Origin of the sequence: Streptomyces sp. NPDC017991, assembly GCF_044328075.1 — a bacterium.
In the GTDB taxonomy this organism is placed as follows: Bacteria; Actinomycetota; Actinomycetes; order Streptomycetales; family Streptomycetaceae; genus Streptomyces.
Genome location: NZ_JBIRGP010000013.1, coordinates 209,836 through 227,072 on the forward strand (window position 1 = coordinate 209,836; position 17,237 = coordinate 227,072).

18 protein-coding genes and 3 tRNA genes are annotated in these 17,237 nt (G+C 68.5%); 18 read left to right on the top strand and 3 right to left on the bottom strand.

Annotated elements, in window-relative coordinates:
• Positions 1-123: 123 nt before the first annotated feature.
• Positions 124-1,188, top strand: coding sequence for a hypothetical protein (locus ACH4DZ_RS33205; protein ID WP_398291439.1), 1,065 nt, complete (start codon positions 124-126; stop codon positions 1,186-1,188).
• A gap of 131 nt (positions 1,189-1,319) precedes the next feature.
• On the opposite strand, the gene ACH4DZ_RS33210 is transcribed toward ACH4DZ_RS33205, so the two are convergent.
• Positions 1,320-2,600, bottom strand: coding sequence for an amidohydrolase family protein (locus tag ACH4DZ_RS33210; RefSeq protein WP_398291441.1), 1,281 nt, complete (start codon positions 2,598-2,600; stop codon positions 1,320-1,322).
• A gap of 235 nt (positions 2,601-2,835) precedes the next feature.
• Between ACH4DZ_RS33210 and ACH4DZ_RS33215 the strand changes: the two genes are divergently transcribed.
• The 8 genes from ACH4DZ_RS33215 to ACH4DZ_RS33250 all read left to right on the top strand — a co-directional run bounded on the left by ACH4DZ_RS33215 (position 2,836) and on the right by ACH4DZ_RS33250 (position 7,791).
• A tRNA-Thr gene (locus tag ACH4DZ_RS33215) sits at positions 2,836-2,908 on the top strand.
• A 46-nt stretch (positions 2,909-2,954) separates the two neighbouring features.
• A tRNA-Met gene (locus ACH4DZ_RS33220) sits at positions 2,955-3,027 on the top strand.
• Positions 3,028-3,118: 91 nt separating this feature from the next.
• Positions 3,119-3,283: a 50S ribosomal protein L33 gene (gene rpmG, locus ACH4DZ_RS33225; protein ID WP_007265873.1), complete on the top strand. Its 165-nt coding sequence runs from the start codon at positions 3,119-3,121 to the stop codon at positions 3,281-3,283.
• A 99-nt stretch (positions 3,284-3,382) separates the two neighbouring features.
• On the top strand, positions 3,383-3,835 hold the full coding sequence (locus tag ACH4DZ_RS33230) for a MaoC family dehydratase N-terminal domain-containing protein (protein ID WP_387328434.1): 453 nt from the start codon (positions 3,383-3,385) through the stop codon (positions 3,833-3,835).
• Positions 3,836-3,839: 4 nt separating this feature from the next.
• Positions 3,840-4,268 (top strand): MaoC family dehydratase, encoded by a 429-nt coding sequence (locus ACH4DZ_RS33235; protein WP_189776102.1) that lies wholly within the window; start codon positions 3,840-3,842, stop codon positions 4,266-4,268.
• A gap of 159 nt (positions 4,269-4,427) precedes the next feature.
• Entirely contained in the window at positions 4,428-4,997 is a 570-nt protein-coding gene (locus tag ACH4DZ_RS33240; RefSeq protein ID WP_398291443.1) for a TetR/AcrR family transcriptional regulator, read from the top strand.
• A 117-nt stretch (positions 4,998-5,114) separates the two neighbouring features.
• Entirely contained in the window at positions 5,115-6,554 is a 1,440-nt protein-coding gene (locus tag ACH4DZ_RS33245; protein WP_398291445.1) for an MFS transporter, read from the top strand.
• Between the two features lie 181 nt (positions 6,555-6,735).
• Entirely contained in the window at positions 6,736-7,791 is a 1,056-nt protein-coding gene (locus ACH4DZ_RS33250; RefSeq protein ID WP_398291447.1) for a UDP-N-acetylmuramate dehydrogenase, read from the top strand.
• A gap of 39 nt (positions 7,792-7,830) precedes the next feature.
• On the opposite strand, the gene ACH4DZ_RS33255 is transcribed toward ACH4DZ_RS33250, so the two are convergent.
• Positions 7,831-8,859: an adenosine deaminase gene (locus ACH4DZ_RS33255; RefSeq protein ID WP_398291449.1), complete on the bottom strand. Its 1,029-nt coding sequence runs from the start codon at positions 8,857-8,859 to the stop codon at positions 7,831-7,833.
• A gap of 128 nt (positions 8,860-8,987) precedes the next feature.
• Positions 8,988-10,214, bottom strand: a complete 1,227-nt coding sequence (locus tag ACH4DZ_RS33260) for a pyridoxal phosphate-dependent aminotransferase (RefSeq protein WP_398291451.1) — start codon at positions 10,212-10,214, stop codon at positions 8,988-8,990.
• Positions 10,215-10,439: 225 nt separating this feature from the next.
• Between ACH4DZ_RS33260 and ACH4DZ_RS33265 the strand changes: the two genes are divergently transcribed.
• The 9 genes from ACH4DZ_RS33265 to rplL all read left to right on the top strand — a co-directional run bounded on the left by ACH4DZ_RS33265 (position 10,440) and on the right by rplL (position 16,829).
• Positions 10,440-10,512: transfer RNA gene (locus tag ACH4DZ_RS33265), tRNA-Trp, on the top strand.
• A gap of 109 nt (positions 10,513-10,621) precedes the next feature.
• Positions 10,622-10,909, top strand: coding sequence for a preprotein translocase subunit SecE (gene secE, locus ACH4DZ_RS33270; protein ID WP_055610500.1), 288 nt, complete (start codon positions 10,622-10,624; stop codon positions 10,907-10,909).
• A 77-nt stretch (positions 10,910-10,986) separates the two neighbouring features.
• A complete protein-coding gene (nusG, locus tag ACH4DZ_RS33275; RefSeq protein ID WP_398291453.1) occupies positions 10,987-11,898 on the top strand; it encodes a transcription termination/antitermination protein NusG in 912 nt (303 codons plus the stop codon).
• A 193-nt stretch (positions 11,899-12,091) separates the two neighbouring features.
• The gene (rplK, locus tag ACH4DZ_RS33280; protein WP_398291455.1) at positions 12,092-12,526 is read left to right on the top strand and encodes a 50S ribosomal protein L11; all 435 of its coding nucleotides are present in this window, start codon (positions 12,092-12,094) and stop codon (positions 12,524-12,526) included.
• Between the two features lie 76 nt (positions 12,527-12,602).
• A complete protein-coding gene (gene rplA / locus ACH4DZ_RS33285) occupies positions 12,603-13,328 on the top strand; it encodes a 50S ribosomal protein L1 (protein ID WP_398291457.1) in 726 nt (241 codons plus the stop codon).
• Between the two features lie 234 nt (positions 13,329-13,562).
• Complete coding sequence (locus tag ACH4DZ_RS33290; RefSeq protein WP_398291670.1) at positions 13,563-14,483, top strand: hypothetical protein; 921 nt, start codon at positions 13,563-13,565, stop codon at positions 14,481-14,483.
• Positions 14,484-14,662: 179 nt separating this feature from the next.
• Positions 14,663-15,520 carry a DUF1396 domain-containing protein gene (locus tag ACH4DZ_RS33295; RefSeq protein ID WP_398291459.1) on the top strand — a complete coding sequence of 286 codons (858 nt, stop codon included), beginning with the start codon at positions 14,663-14,665 and terminating at the stop codon, positions 15,518-15,520.
• Between the two features lie 287 nt (positions 15,521-15,807).
• A complete protein-coding gene (rplJ, locus tag ACH4DZ_RS33300) occupies positions 15,808-16,338 on the top strand; it encodes a 50S ribosomal protein L10 (RefSeq protein WP_107020985.1) in 531 nt (176 codons plus the stop codon).
• Positions 16,339-16,448: 110 nt separating this feature from the next.
• Complete coding sequence (rplL, locus tag ACH4DZ_RS33305; protein WP_107020986.1) at positions 16,449-16,829, top strand: 50S ribosomal protein L7/L12; 381 nt, start codon at positions 16,449-16,451, stop codon at positions 16,827-16,829.
• The last annotated feature ends 408 nt before the right edge of the window (positions 16,830-17,237 follow it).

Here is a 17,237-nt window from a genome sequence, read left to right on the forward strand (position 1 = left end):
ACGCCCGGACGGGGACACTCGCCGCACAACCCTGTGGATAACTCGTGAGTCTCTTGAGAGATCACGTTGCACGAGGGGGACGCCGTCAGGCGTCATAAGGAGACCGTCATCACCGCCACACGCATGAGCCCCGCCGCCCGCAGGAGCCCTGTCATACGCAGGACTCTCACCGCGGTCGGCTGCAGCACCGCCCTGCTCTCCGGAGTGGCCGCCTGCGGCACGGTGGAGAACCTCACCGCCGGTCAGAAGGTGGACCAGGCCGTCGACGGGCTCGGCGAAAAGAAGTCACTCGCCTTCGAGTTGGGGCTCGACGCCAAGCCCTCGGCACTCGTGAAGCTGGCCGGAGAGGAGGAGCCCGGCGAGGAGATGCCGCCCGAGCTCGCGAAACTGTTCACCGGAGTACGGGTCAAGGTGTCCGTCGAGTCGCGCAAGCGGCTCGCCGATTCGGGTGAGAAGGATCTCGTCGGTACGGCAATGTCGGTCTCGGGGCCCGACGGTGTCCTCGCCGAATACCGCCTCGTCGGCGACTACACGTACTACCGGGCCGACATGAAGGCGTTCGGCGAGGCGATGGGCTTCCCCCTGCCGACCGCCGACGAGCTCCCCGGGAGCGAGAAGGAGCTCAGGCCGGTACTTGAGGGCAAGTGGGTCAAGATCGACAACCGCGAACTCGACCGCGCCGCGCAGGACGCCCCCGGCAAGGGCGGCGAGGACGGCAAGGGCAAGGCCGACGAGATCGACAGTGGGACCCAGCAGAAGATTCTCAAGGCCGTCCGCTCGGTCGTCGCCCGTGAGGTCACCTTCAGCGACAAGGGCGGCAGCGACGGCGTCGAACGGGTCGTCGCCAAGGCCTCGTTCCGCGACCTGCTCACCGGCATCCTCGACAAGCTGCGACCGCTGGCCGACGAACTCCCGGCAGGCGTCGAACTGCCCACCGACGAGAACTTGAAGGACGCTCCGGACAACAAGGTCGCCGTCGACTTCACCCTGAAGAACGGTGATCTGACCCGCGTCTCCATCGACCTCGCCACCCTGGCGGACGACCCGAAGGGCGCCAAGGTCCCCCTGGTCGTCAAGTTCGGCGAAGCCGGCGACATCAGCGCCCCCTCCGGCGCCAAGAAGCTGCCCGCTGGAGAGTTCGGCGGTCCGGGCAACCCGTTCACCAGTGGTCTGCTGGGCGGCTTCTGACACTCTGTTCGCCGGCCTCTGAATTCGCCGCAACAGCAGACGCCCGCACGCGCGCGCGCGTGAAGGCCAACGGCCCCCACGCGCGCGTGCCGCGCGCTCACCCCACCGCGCACCCCACCGCGTTCCGCAGCTCACGCCTGCCCCGTACGCCCCTGGCGCGGCAGGTCCAGCGCCACGGTCGCCGCCGAGTTGCAGTACTCCCGCACCGCGCTCGTCCGCGCCACCACGCGCCCCCGGTGCACCACGATCCGGCTGTACGCCAGCGACAGCGCACCGTCGAGCCGGTCCCCGCGCACCGCGAGCAGTTCCGCCGGGAAGCCGGCCTCCACGCGCACCTCGGGCAGCCCCAGCACCGCCCGCGCCGACGAACTCACCGCGTCGTACGCGTCGGCGGACCGCAGCCCGTACCGCGAGGCCAGCAGATACGCCGCCTCCAGTGGGTCCCCGCGGCCCACGGGATTCGACAGGTCCCGCAGAGCGCCGCTCCCGGCCGCGACCCGTACGCCGGCCGCCCGCAGCAGCCGTACCGGAGCCGTTCCTCGGCGATCCACGCCCGAACAGCCGCCCTGGGGCAGGCAGACGACGGTCACGCCGGCCGCGGCGAGCTGGTCGGCCGATCGCGAGGCCACCTCCGAGGGCAGCCGGCTCAGCCCTCCGCAGGGGCCCAGCGTCACCCCGGGCCGCAACCCGCCCGCCATCGCCGCGAGGCGCCCGAGCCGGGCCGGATCGTCACCGTCCGTATGCAGATCGACCGGGCAGCCCTGCTCCGCGGCGACCTCCAGGACCGCTTCCACATATCCCGTCGGATCCGGGTCCAGATCTGGACAACCGCCCACTACGGAGGCGCCCATCTTCACCGCGTCCCGCAGCATCGCCAGTCCGTCGGCCCCGGCGAGTCCGGTGAGTACCCGGGGCATCGCCACGACCGTCAGCTCGACCAGCCCTCGCAGCGCGCGCCGCGCCTGGAGCACCGCCGCCATCGGGCCCAGCCCCTGCACGTCGCCCACGCGCACGTGCGAGCGGACGGCGGTCGCCCCGTGCCCGAGCTGCAGGAGAGCGGCCTCGGTCGTACGGCGCTGGACCTCCTGGCCCTCGTACGAGACCGGGCCCTCGCCGTCGGCCGACAGGGCCGTGTCGCCGTGGGCGTGGGGCTCGGCCGGGGCCGGCAGGAGCAGATGGCCGGAGAGGTCCACGCGCGCGATGTGAGCGGTGAGACTGCCCGCCGTGCCGACCGCCTCGATGCGTCCGTCGGCCAGCCGTACGTCCACGAGCCGGCCGTCGGTGAGCCGCGCACCGCAGAGCAGCAGGTCGGAGCCGTTGGCCCGGCCGGGCGAGCCCGAGGGACCCGAGGAGCCCGACGACGACGAGGAGCTCGACGAGGAGTGGTGCGGCTGCGGCTGACTGTCTGGCATCGCGCTCCTGTGACTCGGCGGCTGCGCAGGAGGGGCACAAGATCACGCAGCGTGAGTCGAGCCTAGGGTGACGATCGGCGCGCATCGAGGAGGAGCGGAATAGTCGTACCGGTGTGGTCCGTCGTGCCGGAGAGGCGGGTGGAACAGCCGGTGCGGACCCGGGAACGGGCCGGGGCCGGTGCCGCGAAACGGATTTGGGCGATCGGCTGCCCAGCGTGTAATGTCTTCATCGCTCGCCCCAATAGCTCAGTCGGTAGAGCGTCTCCATGGTAAGGAGAAGGTCTACGGTTCGATTCCGTATTGGGGCTCTGGTGTGGGAGGTTCCCGTCGAAAGACGGGAACTGATCACATCAAAGCGGTGTAGCTCAGTCGGTAGAGCAAGCGGCTCATAATCGCTGTGTCACCGGTTCAAGTCCGGTCACCGCTACTGACGGTAGCCGATTGCGGGGTCGGTCCTTCGATCGGTTACTCTTCTATGCGTTAATCCATGTCCCATCCGTCCGGCAAGGAGCACTCACGTGGCTGCCACCGACGTCCGCCCGAAGATCACGCTGGCCTGCGTGGAGTGCAAGGAGCGGAACTACATCACCAAGAAGAACCGGCGTAACAACCCGGATCGCATGGAGATGAAGAAGCACTGCCCGCGTTGCAACTCGCACACTGCGCACCGCGAAACGCGATAAAAAAGGCTCGTTCACGAGGCCGTCCCCTGTAATCGGGGGGCGGCCTCGCGTCGTTGAACACCAGCTGCGAACCAGTGCGAACCAGGAGGTGCCGAGCCGATGGCGCTCGACCAGTCCTTCGTAGGGCGGTCCTACCCGCCCACCGACCCGTACGAGGTCGGCCGGGAGAAGATCCGTGAATTCGCGGAAGCGGTGGGAGATCCAAATCCCGCTTACACGGACCCGGACGCGGCCAAGGCCCTCGGTCACCCCGATGTGATCGCGCCGCCGACTTTCGTGTTCGCGATCACTTTCAAAGCCGCGGGACAGGTCGTCCAGGACCCGCAACTGGGTCTCGACTACAGCCGGGTCGTGCACGGCGACCAGAAGTTCGTCCACCGGCGCCCGGTGCGCGCGGGGGACCGGCTCACGGTCACGTCCACCATCGAGGCGATCAAGTCGATGGCGGGCAACGACATCCTGGACATTCGCGGCGAGGTCCGCGACGAGTCCGGCGAGCACGTGGTGACCGCCTGGACCAAGCTCGTGTCCCGTGCGGCAGAGGGGGCGTGAACCGATGACCGCGAAGATCGCGTACGACGACGTCGAGGTCGGCACGGAGCTGCCGGCCCAGACCTTCGGAGTGACCCGCGCCACGCTGGTGCAGTACGCGGGCGCGTCGGGGGACTTCAACCCGATCCACTGGAACGAGAAGTTCGCCAAGGAGGTCGGCCTCCCGGACGTCATCGCGCACGGCATGTTCACCATGGCCGAGGCGATCCGGGTCGTCACCGACTGGACCGGCGACCCGGGCGCGGTCGTCGAGTACGGCGTCCGCTTCACCAAGCCCGTCGTCGTCCCGAACGACGACGAGGGCGCCACGATCGAGGTCAGCGGCAAGGTCGCCGTCAAGCTCGACGACAACACCGTCCGCGTCGACCTCGTCGCGATGAGCGCGGGCCAGAAGGTGCTGGGCATGTCCCGGGCCGTCGTGCGACTGGCCTGACCAGGCTCAGGCAGCAGCACTGCGAGTAAGGGGCGCCCGCCGTTGCGGGCGCTCCTTACTCTTCTCCCGCGCACATCCTCTGCGCACCTCCGCCCCTTCTCTCTGCGTCTCCGAGCCGCCCTCTTGACTTAGTTAGTGATTGAGTACTAACTTCGTCGTATGGTCAGGATGAGCGCAGAGGAACGGCGTGAGAGCGTCATTCGCGCGGCGATGAGCGAGTTCGCCCGGGGCGGCTACTACGGCACGTCCACCGAGGTGATCGCCAAGCGCGTGGGGGTCTCGCAGCCGTACCTCTTCCGGCTCTTCCCCGGCAAGAAAGCGATCTTCCTCGCGGCCGCGGAGCGCTGTCTGGACGACACCAGGCGCACGTTCGAGGCGGCCTCCGAGGGGCTGCGGGGCGAGGAGGCCCTGCACTCCATGGCGGACGCGTACACCAGGGTCATCGCGGAGGAGCCGGAGCGGCTGCTCATGCAGATGCAGCTGTATGTCGCGGTGGCCGCGGCCGAACAGGCCGGTGATCACGAACTCGGTGAGGCGGTGCGCGCCGGCTGGATGCGGCTGTGGGACACCGTTCACCTGCCGCTCGGCGCGGACATGGGCGAGACCACGACCTTCCTGGCCCACGGCATGCTCATCAACTGCCTGGTGGCCATGGGGTTCCCGCCCCAGCACCGGGTGTGGGAAGGGCTCTATCCGTCGGCCCAGGTCAAGGGCCGACTCGAACACTGAAGCGGAAGGCGGCGGGGACCCGCGCCTTTTCATGACCTCGAAAGTTAGTCAGCAATAACTAACCGAAGCATCAACCGAAGCACCAACCGAAGCTAGCGATAACCCGCTGGGGGAGCGATGTCACAGCAGACCGAACGTCGCGGGGGAGCCGTCTGGGCCCTCGTCATCACCAGCGTCGCCGGATTCATGGCGGCCCTCGACAACCTCGTCGTCACCACCGCTCTGCCCTCGATCCGCAAGGACTTCGGGGGAGCGCTCGACGATCTGGAATGGACCGTGAGCGCGTACACGCTCACCTTCGCCGTGCTGCTGATGTTCGGCGCGGCCCTGGGCGACCGGTTCGGCCGCCGCCGGCTCTTCCTCGTCGGCATCACCGTCTTCACCGGGGCGTCCGCCGCGGCGGCCATGGCGCCCGGCATCGACTCACTGATCGCCGCCCGCGCGGTCCAGGGCGTCGGCGCGGCCATCATGATGCCGCTGACCCTGACCCTGCTGACGGCCGCCGTCCCGGCCGCCAAGCGCGGGATGGCGTACGGGATATGGGGTGCCGTCAACGGTCTCGCGGTCGCCTCGGGACCGCTCATCGGTGGCAGCCTCACCGAACACCTGTCCTGGCAGTGGATCTTCTGGCTGAACGTTCCGCTGGGTCTCGCCCTGCTGCCGCTCGCCCGGCTGCGTCTCTCGGAGTCGTTCGGCACCGGCGCCCCGCTCGACATCCGCGGCACCCTGCTCGCCAGCGGCGGACTCTTCGGAATCGTGTACGGACTGGTCCGCGCGCCTGTCGTCGGCTGGAGCGACGTCGTGGTCCTGCTCGCCCTGTCCGGGGGTACGGCTCTGCTCACCGGCTTCGTGTTCCACGGCATGCGGGCCAAGAACCCGATGCTGCCGATGCGGCTCTTCCGTAGCCGTGCCTTCGCCGGGATCAACGCGGCGAGCCTGCTGATGTTCCTCGGGATGTTCGGCTCGATCTTCCTGCTCAGCCAGTACATGCAGGGCGTGCTCGGCTACTCGCCCACCGAGGCGGGACTGCGCATGCTGCCGTGGACCGGTATGCCGATGCTCGTCGCGCCGGTCGCCGGCTATCTGTCGGACCGGATCGGTGGACGTCCCGTCGTCGCGGCGGGGCTGTTCCTGCAGGCCGTCGGGCTCGGGTGGTTCGCTGTCGTGGTCGAGGCCGACACCTCGTACGCCGCGCAGCTGCCGGCCCTGATCATCAGCGGAATCGGGATGTCCCTCTTCTTCGCCCCCGCCTCCAGCCTGGTCATGTCCAGCGTCCGGGCACAGGAGCAGGGGATCGCGTCCGGCGCCAACAACGCGCTGCGTGAGGTCGGCGGGGCGCTCGGTATCGCGGTGATGGCCTCGATCTTCTCCGCGCAGGGCGGCTACGAGAGCGCGCAGACCTTCGTGGACGGCATCCGGCCCGCTCTGTGGGTCGGCTCCGCAGCGGTGGCCCTGGCGGCCCTCGGGGCGCTGTACATCCCGAGCCGACGGCCCGAGGCCGGGTCCGAGGAGGTCACGGAGGCGCCCGCACCCGTACCGGAGACGGCGCCGCGCTGAGTCTGCGGGCCGGTGGGGGCGCGTGTCGCGCGGTTCCCCGCGCCCCTCACAAGCGGGGCTGCGCCCCGGCTTCCGCCCCCACCGGCCCGCACGGACACGCGACACCGGTGACCGGAGGCACCCGCACCCCCTGAGAACGGCCCCGCCCGACCCGGCGGGGCCGTTCTCGTACTCTGGGCACGTGCAGGAACTCCACGACACCCCCCTCGCCCCGCTGACCACCTTCCGGCTCGGCGGCCCCGCCGCCCGGCTGATCACCGCGACCACCGACGACGAGGTGATCGCCGCCGTCCGCGAGGCCGACGACTCCGGTACGCCGCTGCTGCTGATCGGCGGCGGATCCAACCTCGTCATCGGCGACAAGGGCTTCCCGGGCACCGCCCTGCGCATCGCCACGCGCGGCTTCGAGCTGGACGGCACGCGGCTGGAGCTGGCCGCCGGGGAGGTGTGGACCGACGCGGTCGCCCGTACCGTCGAGGCCCGGCTCGCGGGCGTCGAGTGCCTCGCCGGAATCCCGGGCTCCGCCGGTGCGACACCGATCCAGAACGTGGGCGCGTACGGCCAGGAAGTGTCGTCGACGATCACCGAAGTGATCGTCTATGACCGTGAGAGCCGCGAGACGGTCACCATGTCGAACGCCGAGTGCGCCTTCTCGTACCGGCACAGTCGTTTCAAGAGCGATCCCGAGCGGTTCGTCGTGCTGCGCGTCCGGTTCGAGCTGGAGGACGCCGCCGGGCTGTCCGCGCCGCTGAGGTACGCCGAGACGGCCCGCATGCTCGGGGTCGGACCCGGTGACCGCGTGCCCGTGGACGCGGCCCGTGAGACCGTCCTGAAGCTGCGTTCCGGGAAAGGCATGGTGCTCGACCCCGAGGACCACGACACCTGGTCGGCCGGCTCGTTCTTCACCAACCCGATCCTCACGCACGAGGAGTTCGCCGTCTTCCACGCGCGCGTGGCACAGCGGCTGGGCGACGGAGTGATCCCGCCCGCCTACCCCGCGGGCGACGGACACACCAAGACCTCCGCGGCCTGGCTGATCGACAAGTCGGGCTTCACCAAGGGGTACGGCACCGGTCCCGCCCGTATCTCCACCAAGCACACCCTGGCCCTCACCAACCGGGGCGGGGCCACCACGGAGGACCTCCTCGCGCTCGCCCGCGAGGTCGTCGCCGGAGTCCACGGGGCCTTCGGGATCACGCTCGTCAACGAACCGGTGACCGTGGGCGTCAGCCTCTGAGGCGCCGAGGCCGCCGCCCACGCCCGCCCCGTGGCCGCTTCAGGCGACCGGGGCGGTCAGCCAGTCGTCGACCCCGGACAGCAGCTTCTGCCTGATGTCGGGCGGGGCCGCCGAGGCGCGTACCGACTGCCGTGCCAGTTCGGCCAGTTCGGCGTCGGAGAAGCCGTGATGGCGGCGCGCGATGTCGTACTGGGCGGCCAGCCGGGAGCCGAACAGCAGCGGGTCGTCCGCGCCGAGCGCCATGGGCACGCCCGCCTCGAAGAGCGTGCGCAGGGGGACGTCCTCCGGCTTCTCGTAGACCCCCAGGGCGACGTTCGAGGCCGGGCAGACCTCACAGGTGATGCCGCGGTCCGCGAGCCGCTTCAGCAGCCGCGGGTCCTCGGCGGCCCGCACCCCGTGTCCGATCCGTGAGGCGTGCAGGTCGTCCAGGCAGTCGCGGACGGACGCGGGGCCCGTCAGCTCACCGCCGTGCGGCGCGGCCAGCAGCCCGCCTTCCCGGGCGATCGCGAAGGCCCGGTCGAAGTCCCGCGCCATGCCCCGCCGCTCGTCGTTGGAGAGCCCGAACCCGACGATGCCCCGGTCCGCGTACCGCACGGCCAGACGGGCCAGCGTGCGGGCGTCCAGGGGGTGTTTCATCCGGTTCGCGGCGACCAGGACCCGCATACCGAGCCCGGTCTCGCGCGAGGCGGTGTCCACCGCGTCCAGGATGACCTCCAGGGCGGGGATCAGACCGCCCAGGCGCGGCGCGTACGACGTGGGGTCGACCTGGATCTCCAGCCACCCCGAGCCGTCCTTGAGGTCCTCCTCGGCGGCCTCGCGCACGAGCCGCTGGATGTCCTCGGGATCTCTCAGGCACGACCGCGCCGCGTCGTACAGACGCTGGAAGCGGAACCAGCCGCGCTCGTCCGTCGCCCGCAGCTTGGGCGGCTCGCCGCTCGTCAGCGCGTCGGGCAGGTGGATCCCGTGCTTGTCGGCCAGTTCCAGCAGGGTGGTGTGCCGCATCGAACCGGTGAAATGCAGGTGCAGATGAGCCTTGGGCAGCTCAGAGACCTTACGTACGTGCTCCATTCAAGGATCCTGCCGCACGGCGGCGCCGTATCGGTAGCGCTTTCCCTGAACGTGGTCTTGCTCGCACGAAGAAACGAGCCGCCTCCCCGTAGGGAAGCGGCTCGCAGTACTTACTGTCGTGTGCGGGTTCAGGCCCTGGCCTCCGCCAGGAGCTTCTGGATCCGCGAGACGCCCTCGACGAGGTCCTCGTCACCCAGCGCGTACGACAGCCGCAGATAGCCCGGCGTACCGAAGGCCTCGCCCGGGACGACCGCGACCTCGGCCTCCTCCAGGATCAGCGCGGCCAGCTCGACGGAGTCCTGCGGGCGCCTGCCGCGGATCTCCTTGCCGAGGAGGGCCTTCACCGAGGGGTACGCGTAGAAAGCGCCCTCGGGCTCCGGGCAGAGCACGCCGTCGATCTCGTTGAGCATGCGCACGATCGTCTTGCGGCGCCGGTCGAAGGCCTCGCGCATCTCGGCGACGGCCGTCAGGTCGCCCGAGACGGCGGCGATCGCAGCGGCCTGGGCCACGTTCGACACGTTCGACGTGGCGTGGGACTGCAGGTTGGTCGCGGCCTTCACCACGTCCTTGGGGCCGATGAGCCACCCGACCCGCCAGCCGGTCATCGCGTACGTCTTCGCTACGCCGTTGACCACGATGCACTTGTCGCGCAGCTCAGGAAGTACTGCGGGCAGCGAGGTGAACTCCGCGTCCCCGTAGACCAGGTGCTCGTAGATCTCGTCCGTCATCACCCACAGGCCGTGCTCGACGGCCCAGCGGCCGATGGCCTCGGTGTCCTCGGCGCTGTAGACGGCACCGGTCGGGTTGGAGGGCGACACGAAGAGGACGACCTTGGTCTTCTCCGTACGGGCCGCCTCCAACTGCTCGACCGAGACGCGGTAGCCGGTCGTCTCGTCCGCGACGACATCCACCGGGACACCGCCGGCGAGACGGATCGACTCGGGGTACGTCGTCCAGTAGGGGGCCGGGACGATGACCTCGTCGCCCGGGTCGAGGATCGCGGCGAACGCCTGGTAGATGGCCTGCTTGCCGCCGTTGGTCACCAGGACCTGGGAGGCGTCCACCTCGTAGTGGGAGTCACGCAGCGTCTTGGCGACGATCGCCGCCTTCAGCTCGGGAAGCCCGCCGGCCGGCGTGTAGCGGTGGTACTTCGGGTTCTTGCATGCCTCGATGGCGGCGTCGACGACGTAGTCCGGGGTCGGGAAGTCGGGCTCACCGGCGCCGAAGCCGATCACCGGACGTCCGGCGGCCTTGAGGGCCTTGGCCTTGGCGTCCACGGCGAGGGTGGCGGACTCGGAAATCGCGCCGACTCGGGCGGAGACCCGGCGCTCGGTGGGAGGGATTGCAGCGCTCATGGGCCCATCGTTTCAGACCGGAAACGTCCCCGGCACACCGGTTTCACAGACTGGGCAACGCCGGACGGACCCGGGGCCGGGCACGCACAAAGTCCGTACGGACACTTTCTGTTCGACGACCGGCCGCCGACCACGTACACTCTCACCTCGTTGGCCTTCACCGGCCGCACTCTTCCGGTGCACTCCGAGCACCCGGGCGGATGCGGTACGTTGTGGGGGAAGCAAAGGGTCGTAGCTCAATTGGTAGAGCACTGGTCTCCAAAACCAGCGGTTGGGGGTTCAAGTCCCTCCGGCCCTGCTACACACTCCTTTCACCAGGATGTGTGCACATGTACGTACTGCATTGCACCGTCGTGCGGCTCACACCGGGCGCGGCACGGCCACGACCCGGAATCAGGTGAGGACGAGTGACGGACGCCGTGGGCTCCATCGACATGCCTGATGCCCAGGATGAGGCGCCGGAGTCCCAGAAGAAGGGCCGCAAGGGCGGTAAGCGTGCCAAGAAGGGCCCGCTGAAGCGCCTCGCCCTCTTCTACCGCCAGATCGTCGCGGAACTCCGCAAGGTTGTCTGGCCGACCCGTAATCAGCTGACGACGTACACCACAGTGGTGATTGTGTTCGTTGTCATCATGATCGGTCTGGTGACTGTGATTGACTTCGGACTCGACAAGGCCGCCAAGTACGTCTTCGGCTAGGCCAAGCGCGAAGGGCGCCGTACCCGGCGCCCGCTTTCGCGTGTTCCACCCCCATGATCCAGGAAGAAGCAGCCACCGTGTCTGACCCGAACCTGAACGATGCCGTCGAGTCGGTCGAGTCCCGTGACGACGAACTCGACATCGTCGAGGGCGCGGACGTCGAGGACGAGGTCGAGGCTGCCGACGCCGCGGCGGGCGAGCCCGCCGAAGAGGCCGCGCTGCACGTCGAGGACGAGTCCGGCGGGGACGTCGAGGGCGACACCGCCCAGGCTCCCTCTGCCGTCGAGGACGAGGTCGAGGCTGCCGACGCCGCGGTCGACGAGGACGAGAGCGCCGAGTCCGACGAGGAGGAGGCGGAGGAGGCCGAGCCGGTCGACCCCGTCACCGCCCTTCGTGAGGAACTGCGCGCACTGCCCGGCGAGTGGTACGTCATCCACACGTACGCCGGTTACGAGAACCGCGTGAAGACCAACCTCGAACAGCGTGCCGTCTCGCTGAACGTCGAGGACTTCATCTTCGCGGCCGAGGTGCCGCAAGAAGAGGTCGCGCAGATCAAGAACGGCGAGCGCAAGACCATCAAGCAGAACAAGCTCCCCGGCTACGTGCTGGTGCGCATGGATCTGACGAACGAGTCCTGGGGTGTCGTCCGCAACACCCCCGGCGTCACCGGCTTCGTGGGCAACGCCTACGACCCGTACCCGCTGACGCTGGACGAGATCGTCAAGATGCTCGCCCCCGAGGCCGAAGAGAAGGCCGCCCGCGAGGCCGCCGAGGCCGAGGGCAAGCCCGCGCCGTCCCGCAAGCTTGAGGTCCAGGTGCTGGACTTCGAGGTGGGCGACTCGGTCACCGTCACCGACGGCCCGTTCGCGACGCTGCAGGCGACCATCAACGAGATCAACGCCGACTCGAAGAAGGTCAAGGGCCTCGTCGAGATCTTCGGCCGCGAGACTCCGGTGGAGCTCAGCTTCGACCAGATCCAGAAGAACTGACGTTCTTTCGGACCGTACGCTTCCGACCAGGTCAGACAGGCTCTCGCTGGGAGTATCTCCCGCTTGCGAGGGACCGTCTGACCTGCTCGGTTTCAGGCTGCGCACCGATACCCGTTATCGTTGTGCGGTATGCCTCCATCCGGATGATCCGGAATGGATGGCCGGAAACTCTCACTAGGACCCGGAGAGAGCAATGCCTCCCAAGAAGAAGAAGGTCACGGGGCTTATCAAGCTCCAGATCCAGGCCGGTGCGGCCAACCCGGCGCCGCCGGTCGGCCCCGCGCTGGGCCAGCACGGCGTCAACATCATGGAGTTCTGCAAGGCCTACAACGCGGCGACCGAGTCGCAGCGCGGCTGGGTCATCCCGGTGGAGATCACGGTCTACGAAGACCGCTCCTTCACCTTCATCACCAAGACCCCGCCGGCCGCGAAGATGATCCTCAAGGCCGCTGGTGTCGAGAAGGGCTCCGGCGAGCCCCACAAGACCAAGGTCGCCAAGATCAGCCAGGCCCAGGTCCGCGAGATCGCCACCACCAAGATGGCCGACCTCAACGCCAACGACCTGGACGCCGCGTCGAAGATCATCGCCGGCACCGCCCGTTCCATGGGCATCACGGTCGAGAGCTGATCCCCACCTTCGCAGAACACCGTGGCAGGGCCTGCTCGGCCCCTACCACGACTCCTCAGAGCACACAGGAGCAGTAGTGAGCAAGCGCAGCAAGTCTCTCCGCGCTGCGGACGCCAAGATCGACCGGGAGAAGCAGTACGCCCCGCTCGAAGCCGTCCGTCTCGCCAAGGAGACCTCCACCTCCAAGTTCGACGGCACCGTCGAGGTCGCCTTCCGTCTGGGTGTCGACCCGCGCAAGGCCGACCAGATGGTCCGCGGCACCGTGAACCTCCCGCACGGCACCGGCAAGACCGCCCGGGTCCTGGTCTTCGCGACCGGTGACCGTGCCGAGGCCGCGACTGCCGCCGGCGCCGACATCGTCGGTTCCGACGAACTCATCGACGAGGTGGCGAAGGGGCGTCTGGACTTCGACGCCGTCGTCGCCACCCCGGACCTCATGGGCAAGGTCGGCCGCCTGGGCCGTGTCCTCGGCCCGCGTGGTCTGATGCCGAACCCGAAGACGGGCACCGTGACCCCGGACGTGGCCAAGGCCGTGACCGAGATCAAGGGCGGCAAGATCGAGTTCCGCGTCGACAAGCACTCGAACCTGCACTTCATCATCGGCAAGGCGTCGTTCGACGACACGCAGCTGGTGGAGAACTACGGCGCCGCGCTCGACGAGATCCTTCGTCTGAAGCCGTCGGCCGCCAAGGGTCGCTACATCAAGAAGGCCACGATCAGCACCACGATCGGCCCCGGCATCACGATCGACTCGAACCGCACCCGCAACCTCCTCGTCGAGGAGGACCCGGCCGCCGTCTGAGCCTGACGCTCACCGGTAGCCGCGTCGCAGACGCGATTTCAGGACGGGCCCCGCAACCTTTCGAGGTGCGGGGCCCGTCTCTGTGTCCGGGGGGCGGGGACGGGGGCGGGGACGGGGAAGGGGCCGGGTGACGGGAGTCCGGCGTCCGGTGCCCAGTGCCCAGTGCCCGTTTCCGGGTCGGATGTCGGTGGCCTGCGCTAGCGTGCGGGGCACAGGAATCGCATAGGGGGACGACTGATGAGCTCGATCGTGCGCCGGGTGACCGTCTCGATAGCGGTGGCCGCCGCTCTGACCGGAGTCGCGGCCTGTAGCGGCTCGGACTCCGACGGGGGTTCCGGAGGGGACAGCGAGGCTTCGGCGGGGGACGGCAGGAGCGACGGCGGGGCCAGGACCCTGACGGACGCGATCGTGGCCCTTCGTTCCGTGGAGAAGAGCACCGACGGCGCGGACTCCGCCAAGGTCGAGTCCACCACGACCATGGGCACGATGATGTCGATGGAGGCGGACGGCGCCCTCGGCTGGGCCGACGGGCTCACCGGAAACCTGACGATCACGTACACCGGCGGCACGATGGCCGACCAGATGCGCCAGCTGGGCACCACCTCCATGGAGGCCCGCTATCTGCCGGACGCCTACTACGCGAAGATGGGCGACAAGTTCGCCGAGCAGTCCGGCGGCAAGCACTGGATCAAGTACGACTACGACGACCTGGCGGAGCTCGCCGGCGGATCGGGAGCGTACATGAAGGACCAGATGCAGAACACCACGCCGAACCAGTCGGTGAAGCTGCTGCTGGCCTCCGGGGACGTCGAGAAGGTCGGCGAGGAGAAGGTGCGCGGCGAGGACACCACGCACTACTCGGGCACGGTCGACGTCGCGGATCTCGCGGGCCGGAGCTCATCCCTCTCCGCGCGTCAACTGGCCGACCTGAAAAGCCAGTTGGAGCAGGCAGGTGTGACCACCGAGACCATCGACATCTGGGTGAACGACAAGGACCTGCTGGTCAAGAAGGCCGAGAAGGGCGAACTGGCGACCGGCTCGATGTCCTCGACGGCGTACTACAGCGACTACGGCGTCGAGGTCGCCGCCGAGGAGCCCGCGGCGGGCGACACCGCCGACTTCAAGGACCTCATGCGGAGCCAACCGACAGGCTGAGGCCGCCCGGCCGCCGCCCGCACCGGCCGGTTCGGCATCCGACTCGCCTCCCTCCGCGGCCGTCACAGGCGTCACAGGCGTCACACAGGTCACGCGATAACTCGCAGGACCGGCCGAACCCCGCTGGGATACGCTCGCGGCTTGTCTGTGAGTCGCTTGTCTGTTCCTTGGGGGGAACCATGAAGCTTTCTGTGCACACATCTGCAGGTCACAGGGCGACGGGCGCGGTCGTCGCCGCGCTCGTCCTCGGCGGGGGAGCCGTCGGCTGTTCCAAGGGGGACGAGAAGTCCCCCGAGATGACGCCCGCCGCGGCCGTTGCCAAGGCGGCGAAGAAGACCGAGGACATCACCTCCCTCAGCTACCGGATGACCGGCAGGACCCCGGAGGAGGGGCGCATCAAGGCCGAGGCCCAGATGCGTATGAAGCCCGACGTCGCCATGAGCATGAAGATGACCGCCCTCGACCAGGGGAAGGACGGCAACGCCGAGATCCGCCTGGTCGACGAGGCGATGTACATCGGCGGGGGCGCCGCGGCGGCCAAGGAGATGGACGGCAAGAGCTGGATCAAGTTCGACATGTCCACGCTGGGTGACGACGCGCTGGGCGGCGGCGGGGCCCCGGGCGCGGGGACGGCCGACAAGAACCCGGCGCAGGAGTCCACCTTCCTCACCGGCTCCAAGGATGTGAAGAAGGTCGGCACCGAGAAGGTCGAGGGCGTCGAGACCACCCACTACAAGGGCACGGTCACCCTCGACGAGTTCCGCAAGTCCCTCAAGACCGAGAGCAAGGCCACCCGTGAGCAGCGGGAGAAGAGCCTTGAGCAGTACGAGAAGCTGGGCCTGGACGCGCTCACGATGGACATGTGGGTCGACGGCGAGGACCACACCAAGCAGTTCCGTATGCAGGGCGACGCCGACAAGGGCAAGCTCGACATGACCATCACCTTCCTCGACTACAACAAGCCCGTGACCGTCGAGGCCCCGCCGGCCAAGGACGTCATGGACCTGGCCGAGATGATGGGTGACCTGGAGGGCTGACGGCCCCGGGGGCACGGATTTGCTTGACAGTGCCCCGTTCACGTAATCTTCCACAGAAGCCAAAGACCGCTGGTCGTTGCCGTGCTCTCATCAGAGGACGCGGTGACCGAAGGATCCGCTGAATTGCGGACGACCCGCGCAGGTGACTGTGGATGAGCTCCCGGACAGTCCCGTACTTCGTACGGATTCCGTCTGGTAGAGCCACGCCCCGTGCGCCTGCGCCGGGGCGTTTCGTTTTCCCAGTCTCCTTCTGAGCGGTCCTCATCACCCGGAAGGAGGCCACGCTTATGGCAAGGCCCGACAAGGCTGCCGCGGTAGCCGAGCTCGCGGACCAGTTCCGTAGCTCGAACGCCGCTGTGCTGACCGAGTACCGGGGTCTCACCGTGGCGCAGCTCAAGACGCTGCGTCGTTCGCTCGGTGAAGACGCCCAGTACGCCGTGGTGAAGAACACGCTGACCAAGATCGCGGCCAACGAGGCCGGGATCTCCACGCTCGACGACCTGTTCAACGGTCCGACAGCGGTTGCCTTCATCTCCGGTGACCCGGTGACGTCGGCGAAGGGTCTTCGTGACTTCGCCAAGGACAACCCCAACCTCGTCATCAAGGGCGGTGTCCTTGACGGCAAGGCGCTGTCCGCCGACGAGATCAAGAAGCTCGCGGACCTTGAGTCCCGCGAGGTTCTGCTCTCCAAGCTGGCGGGCGCCATGAAGGGCAAGCAGTCCCAGGCTGCCTCCCTCTTCCAGGCGCTCCCGTCGAAGTTCGTCCGCACCGCGGAAGCGCTTCGCGTCAAGCTCGAAGAGCAGGGCGGTGCCGAGTAACTCGGCTCGCGCATTGACCGCCGCCTGAGGCGACGGTCGCAGCGGGCCGAACGTACGCCCGCCTCACCAGTACATCCCGGCACCTGCCGAATTAGTGGAAGGACGCCATCATGGCGAAGCTGTCCCAGGAAGAGCTGCTCGCGCAGTTCGAGAACCTCACCCTCATCGAGCTCTCCGAGTTCGTGAAGGCCTTCGAGGAGAAGTTCGACGTCACCGCCGCCGCCGCGGTCGCCGCCGGCCCCGCCGCCGCTGCCGCCCCGGCCGAGGCCGAGGCCGAGCAGGACGAGTTCGACGTCATCCTCACGGGTGCCGGCGAGAAGAAGATCCAGGTCATCAAGGTCGTGCGTGAGCTCACCTCGCTGGGTCTGAAGGAGGCCAAGGACCTCGTCGACGGCGCTCCGAAGCCCGTCCTGGAGAAGGTCGACAAGGCCGCCGCGGAGAAGGCTGCCGAGTCCCTCAAGGGCGCCGGCGCCTCCGTCGAGGTCAAGTGACCCGACGAGTCCGCCAGGACTCCTGCGAGCCGCGTAGAGCCGCTTTCGTAGCGGTGTAACGCTGACGCACCGAAGAGCGATCACCCATCTGGGTGGTCGCTCTTCGGCGTTCGAGGGGGCCGTGCGGCGACTGCCTTGCGCTGTCGGTCGCGACGAGTATGGTGATCTTCGTTCGTGCCTCCAGCCGCCCGTGACGGGCTGCACGACAGGTTGCAAGTGACGGTGGCAGCACCCGGTTCGGGCTTGGGGGGCCTTGACGAACCGCACGCAGCGCGCAATTCTCAGGACGCGTCGTCACAACGATCCGGATCCGAGGCATGGATCGGCGGCGAAGAGGGCAGTATCGATGTGCATCGAGGGCGTGGCTTGCAGCAGGGGTTGAGAACAACGAGGGTCTTCAAAAACCCG

Bases quoted from the DNA above. Each gene is read 5' to 3' on its own strand.
- rplJ (WP_107020985.1), top strand. From the start codon at position 15,808: ATGGCAAGGCCCGACAAGGCTGCCGCGGTAGCCGAGCTCGCGGACCAG.
- rplL (WP_107020986.1), top strand. From the start codon at position 16,449: ATGGCGAAGCTGTCCCAGGAAGAGCTGCTCGCGCAGTTCGAGAACCTC.
- ACH4DZ_RS33230 (WP_387328434.1), top strand. From the start codon at position 3,383: ATGGCGCTCGACCAGTCCTTCGTAGGGCGGTCCTACCCGCCCACCGAC.
- ACH4DZ_RS33245 (WP_398291445.1), top strand. From the start codon at position 5,115: ATGTCACAGCAGACCGAACGTCGCGGGGGAGCCGTCTGGGCCCTCGTC.
- ACH4DZ_RS33255 (WP_398291449.1), bottom strand. From the start codon at position 8,859: ATGGAGCACGTACGTAAGGTCTCTGAGCTGCCCAAGGCTCATCTGCAC.
- ACH4DZ_RS33205 (WP_398291439.1), top strand. From the start codon at position 124: ATGAGCCCCGCCGCCCGCAGGAGCCCTGTCATACGCAGGACTCTCACC.
- rplK (WP_398291455.1), top strand. From the start codon at position 12,092: ATGCCTCCCAAGAAGAAGAAGGTCACGGGGCTTATCAAGCTCCAGATC.
- ACH4DZ_RS33295 (WP_398291459.1), top strand. From the start codon at position 14,663: ATGAAGCTTTCTGTGCACACATCTGCAGGTCACAGGGCGACGGGCGCG.
- ACH4DZ_RS33260 (WP_398291451.1), bottom strand. From the start codon at position 10,214: ATGAGCGCTGCAATCCCTCCCACCGAGCGCCGGGTCTCCGCCCGAGTC.
- ACH4DZ_RS33235 (WP_189776102.1), top strand. From the start codon at position 3,840: ATGACCGCGAAGATCGCGTACGACGACGTCGAGGTCGGCACGGAGCTG.
- ACH4DZ_RS33210 (WP_398291441.1), bottom strand. From the start codon at position 2,600: ATGCCAGACAGTCAGCCGCAGCCGCACCACTCCTCGTCGAGCTCCTCG.
- ACH4DZ_RS33240 (WP_398291443.1), top strand. From the start codon at position 4,428: ATGGTCAGGATGAGCGCAGAGGAACGGCGTGAGAGCGTCATTCGCGCG.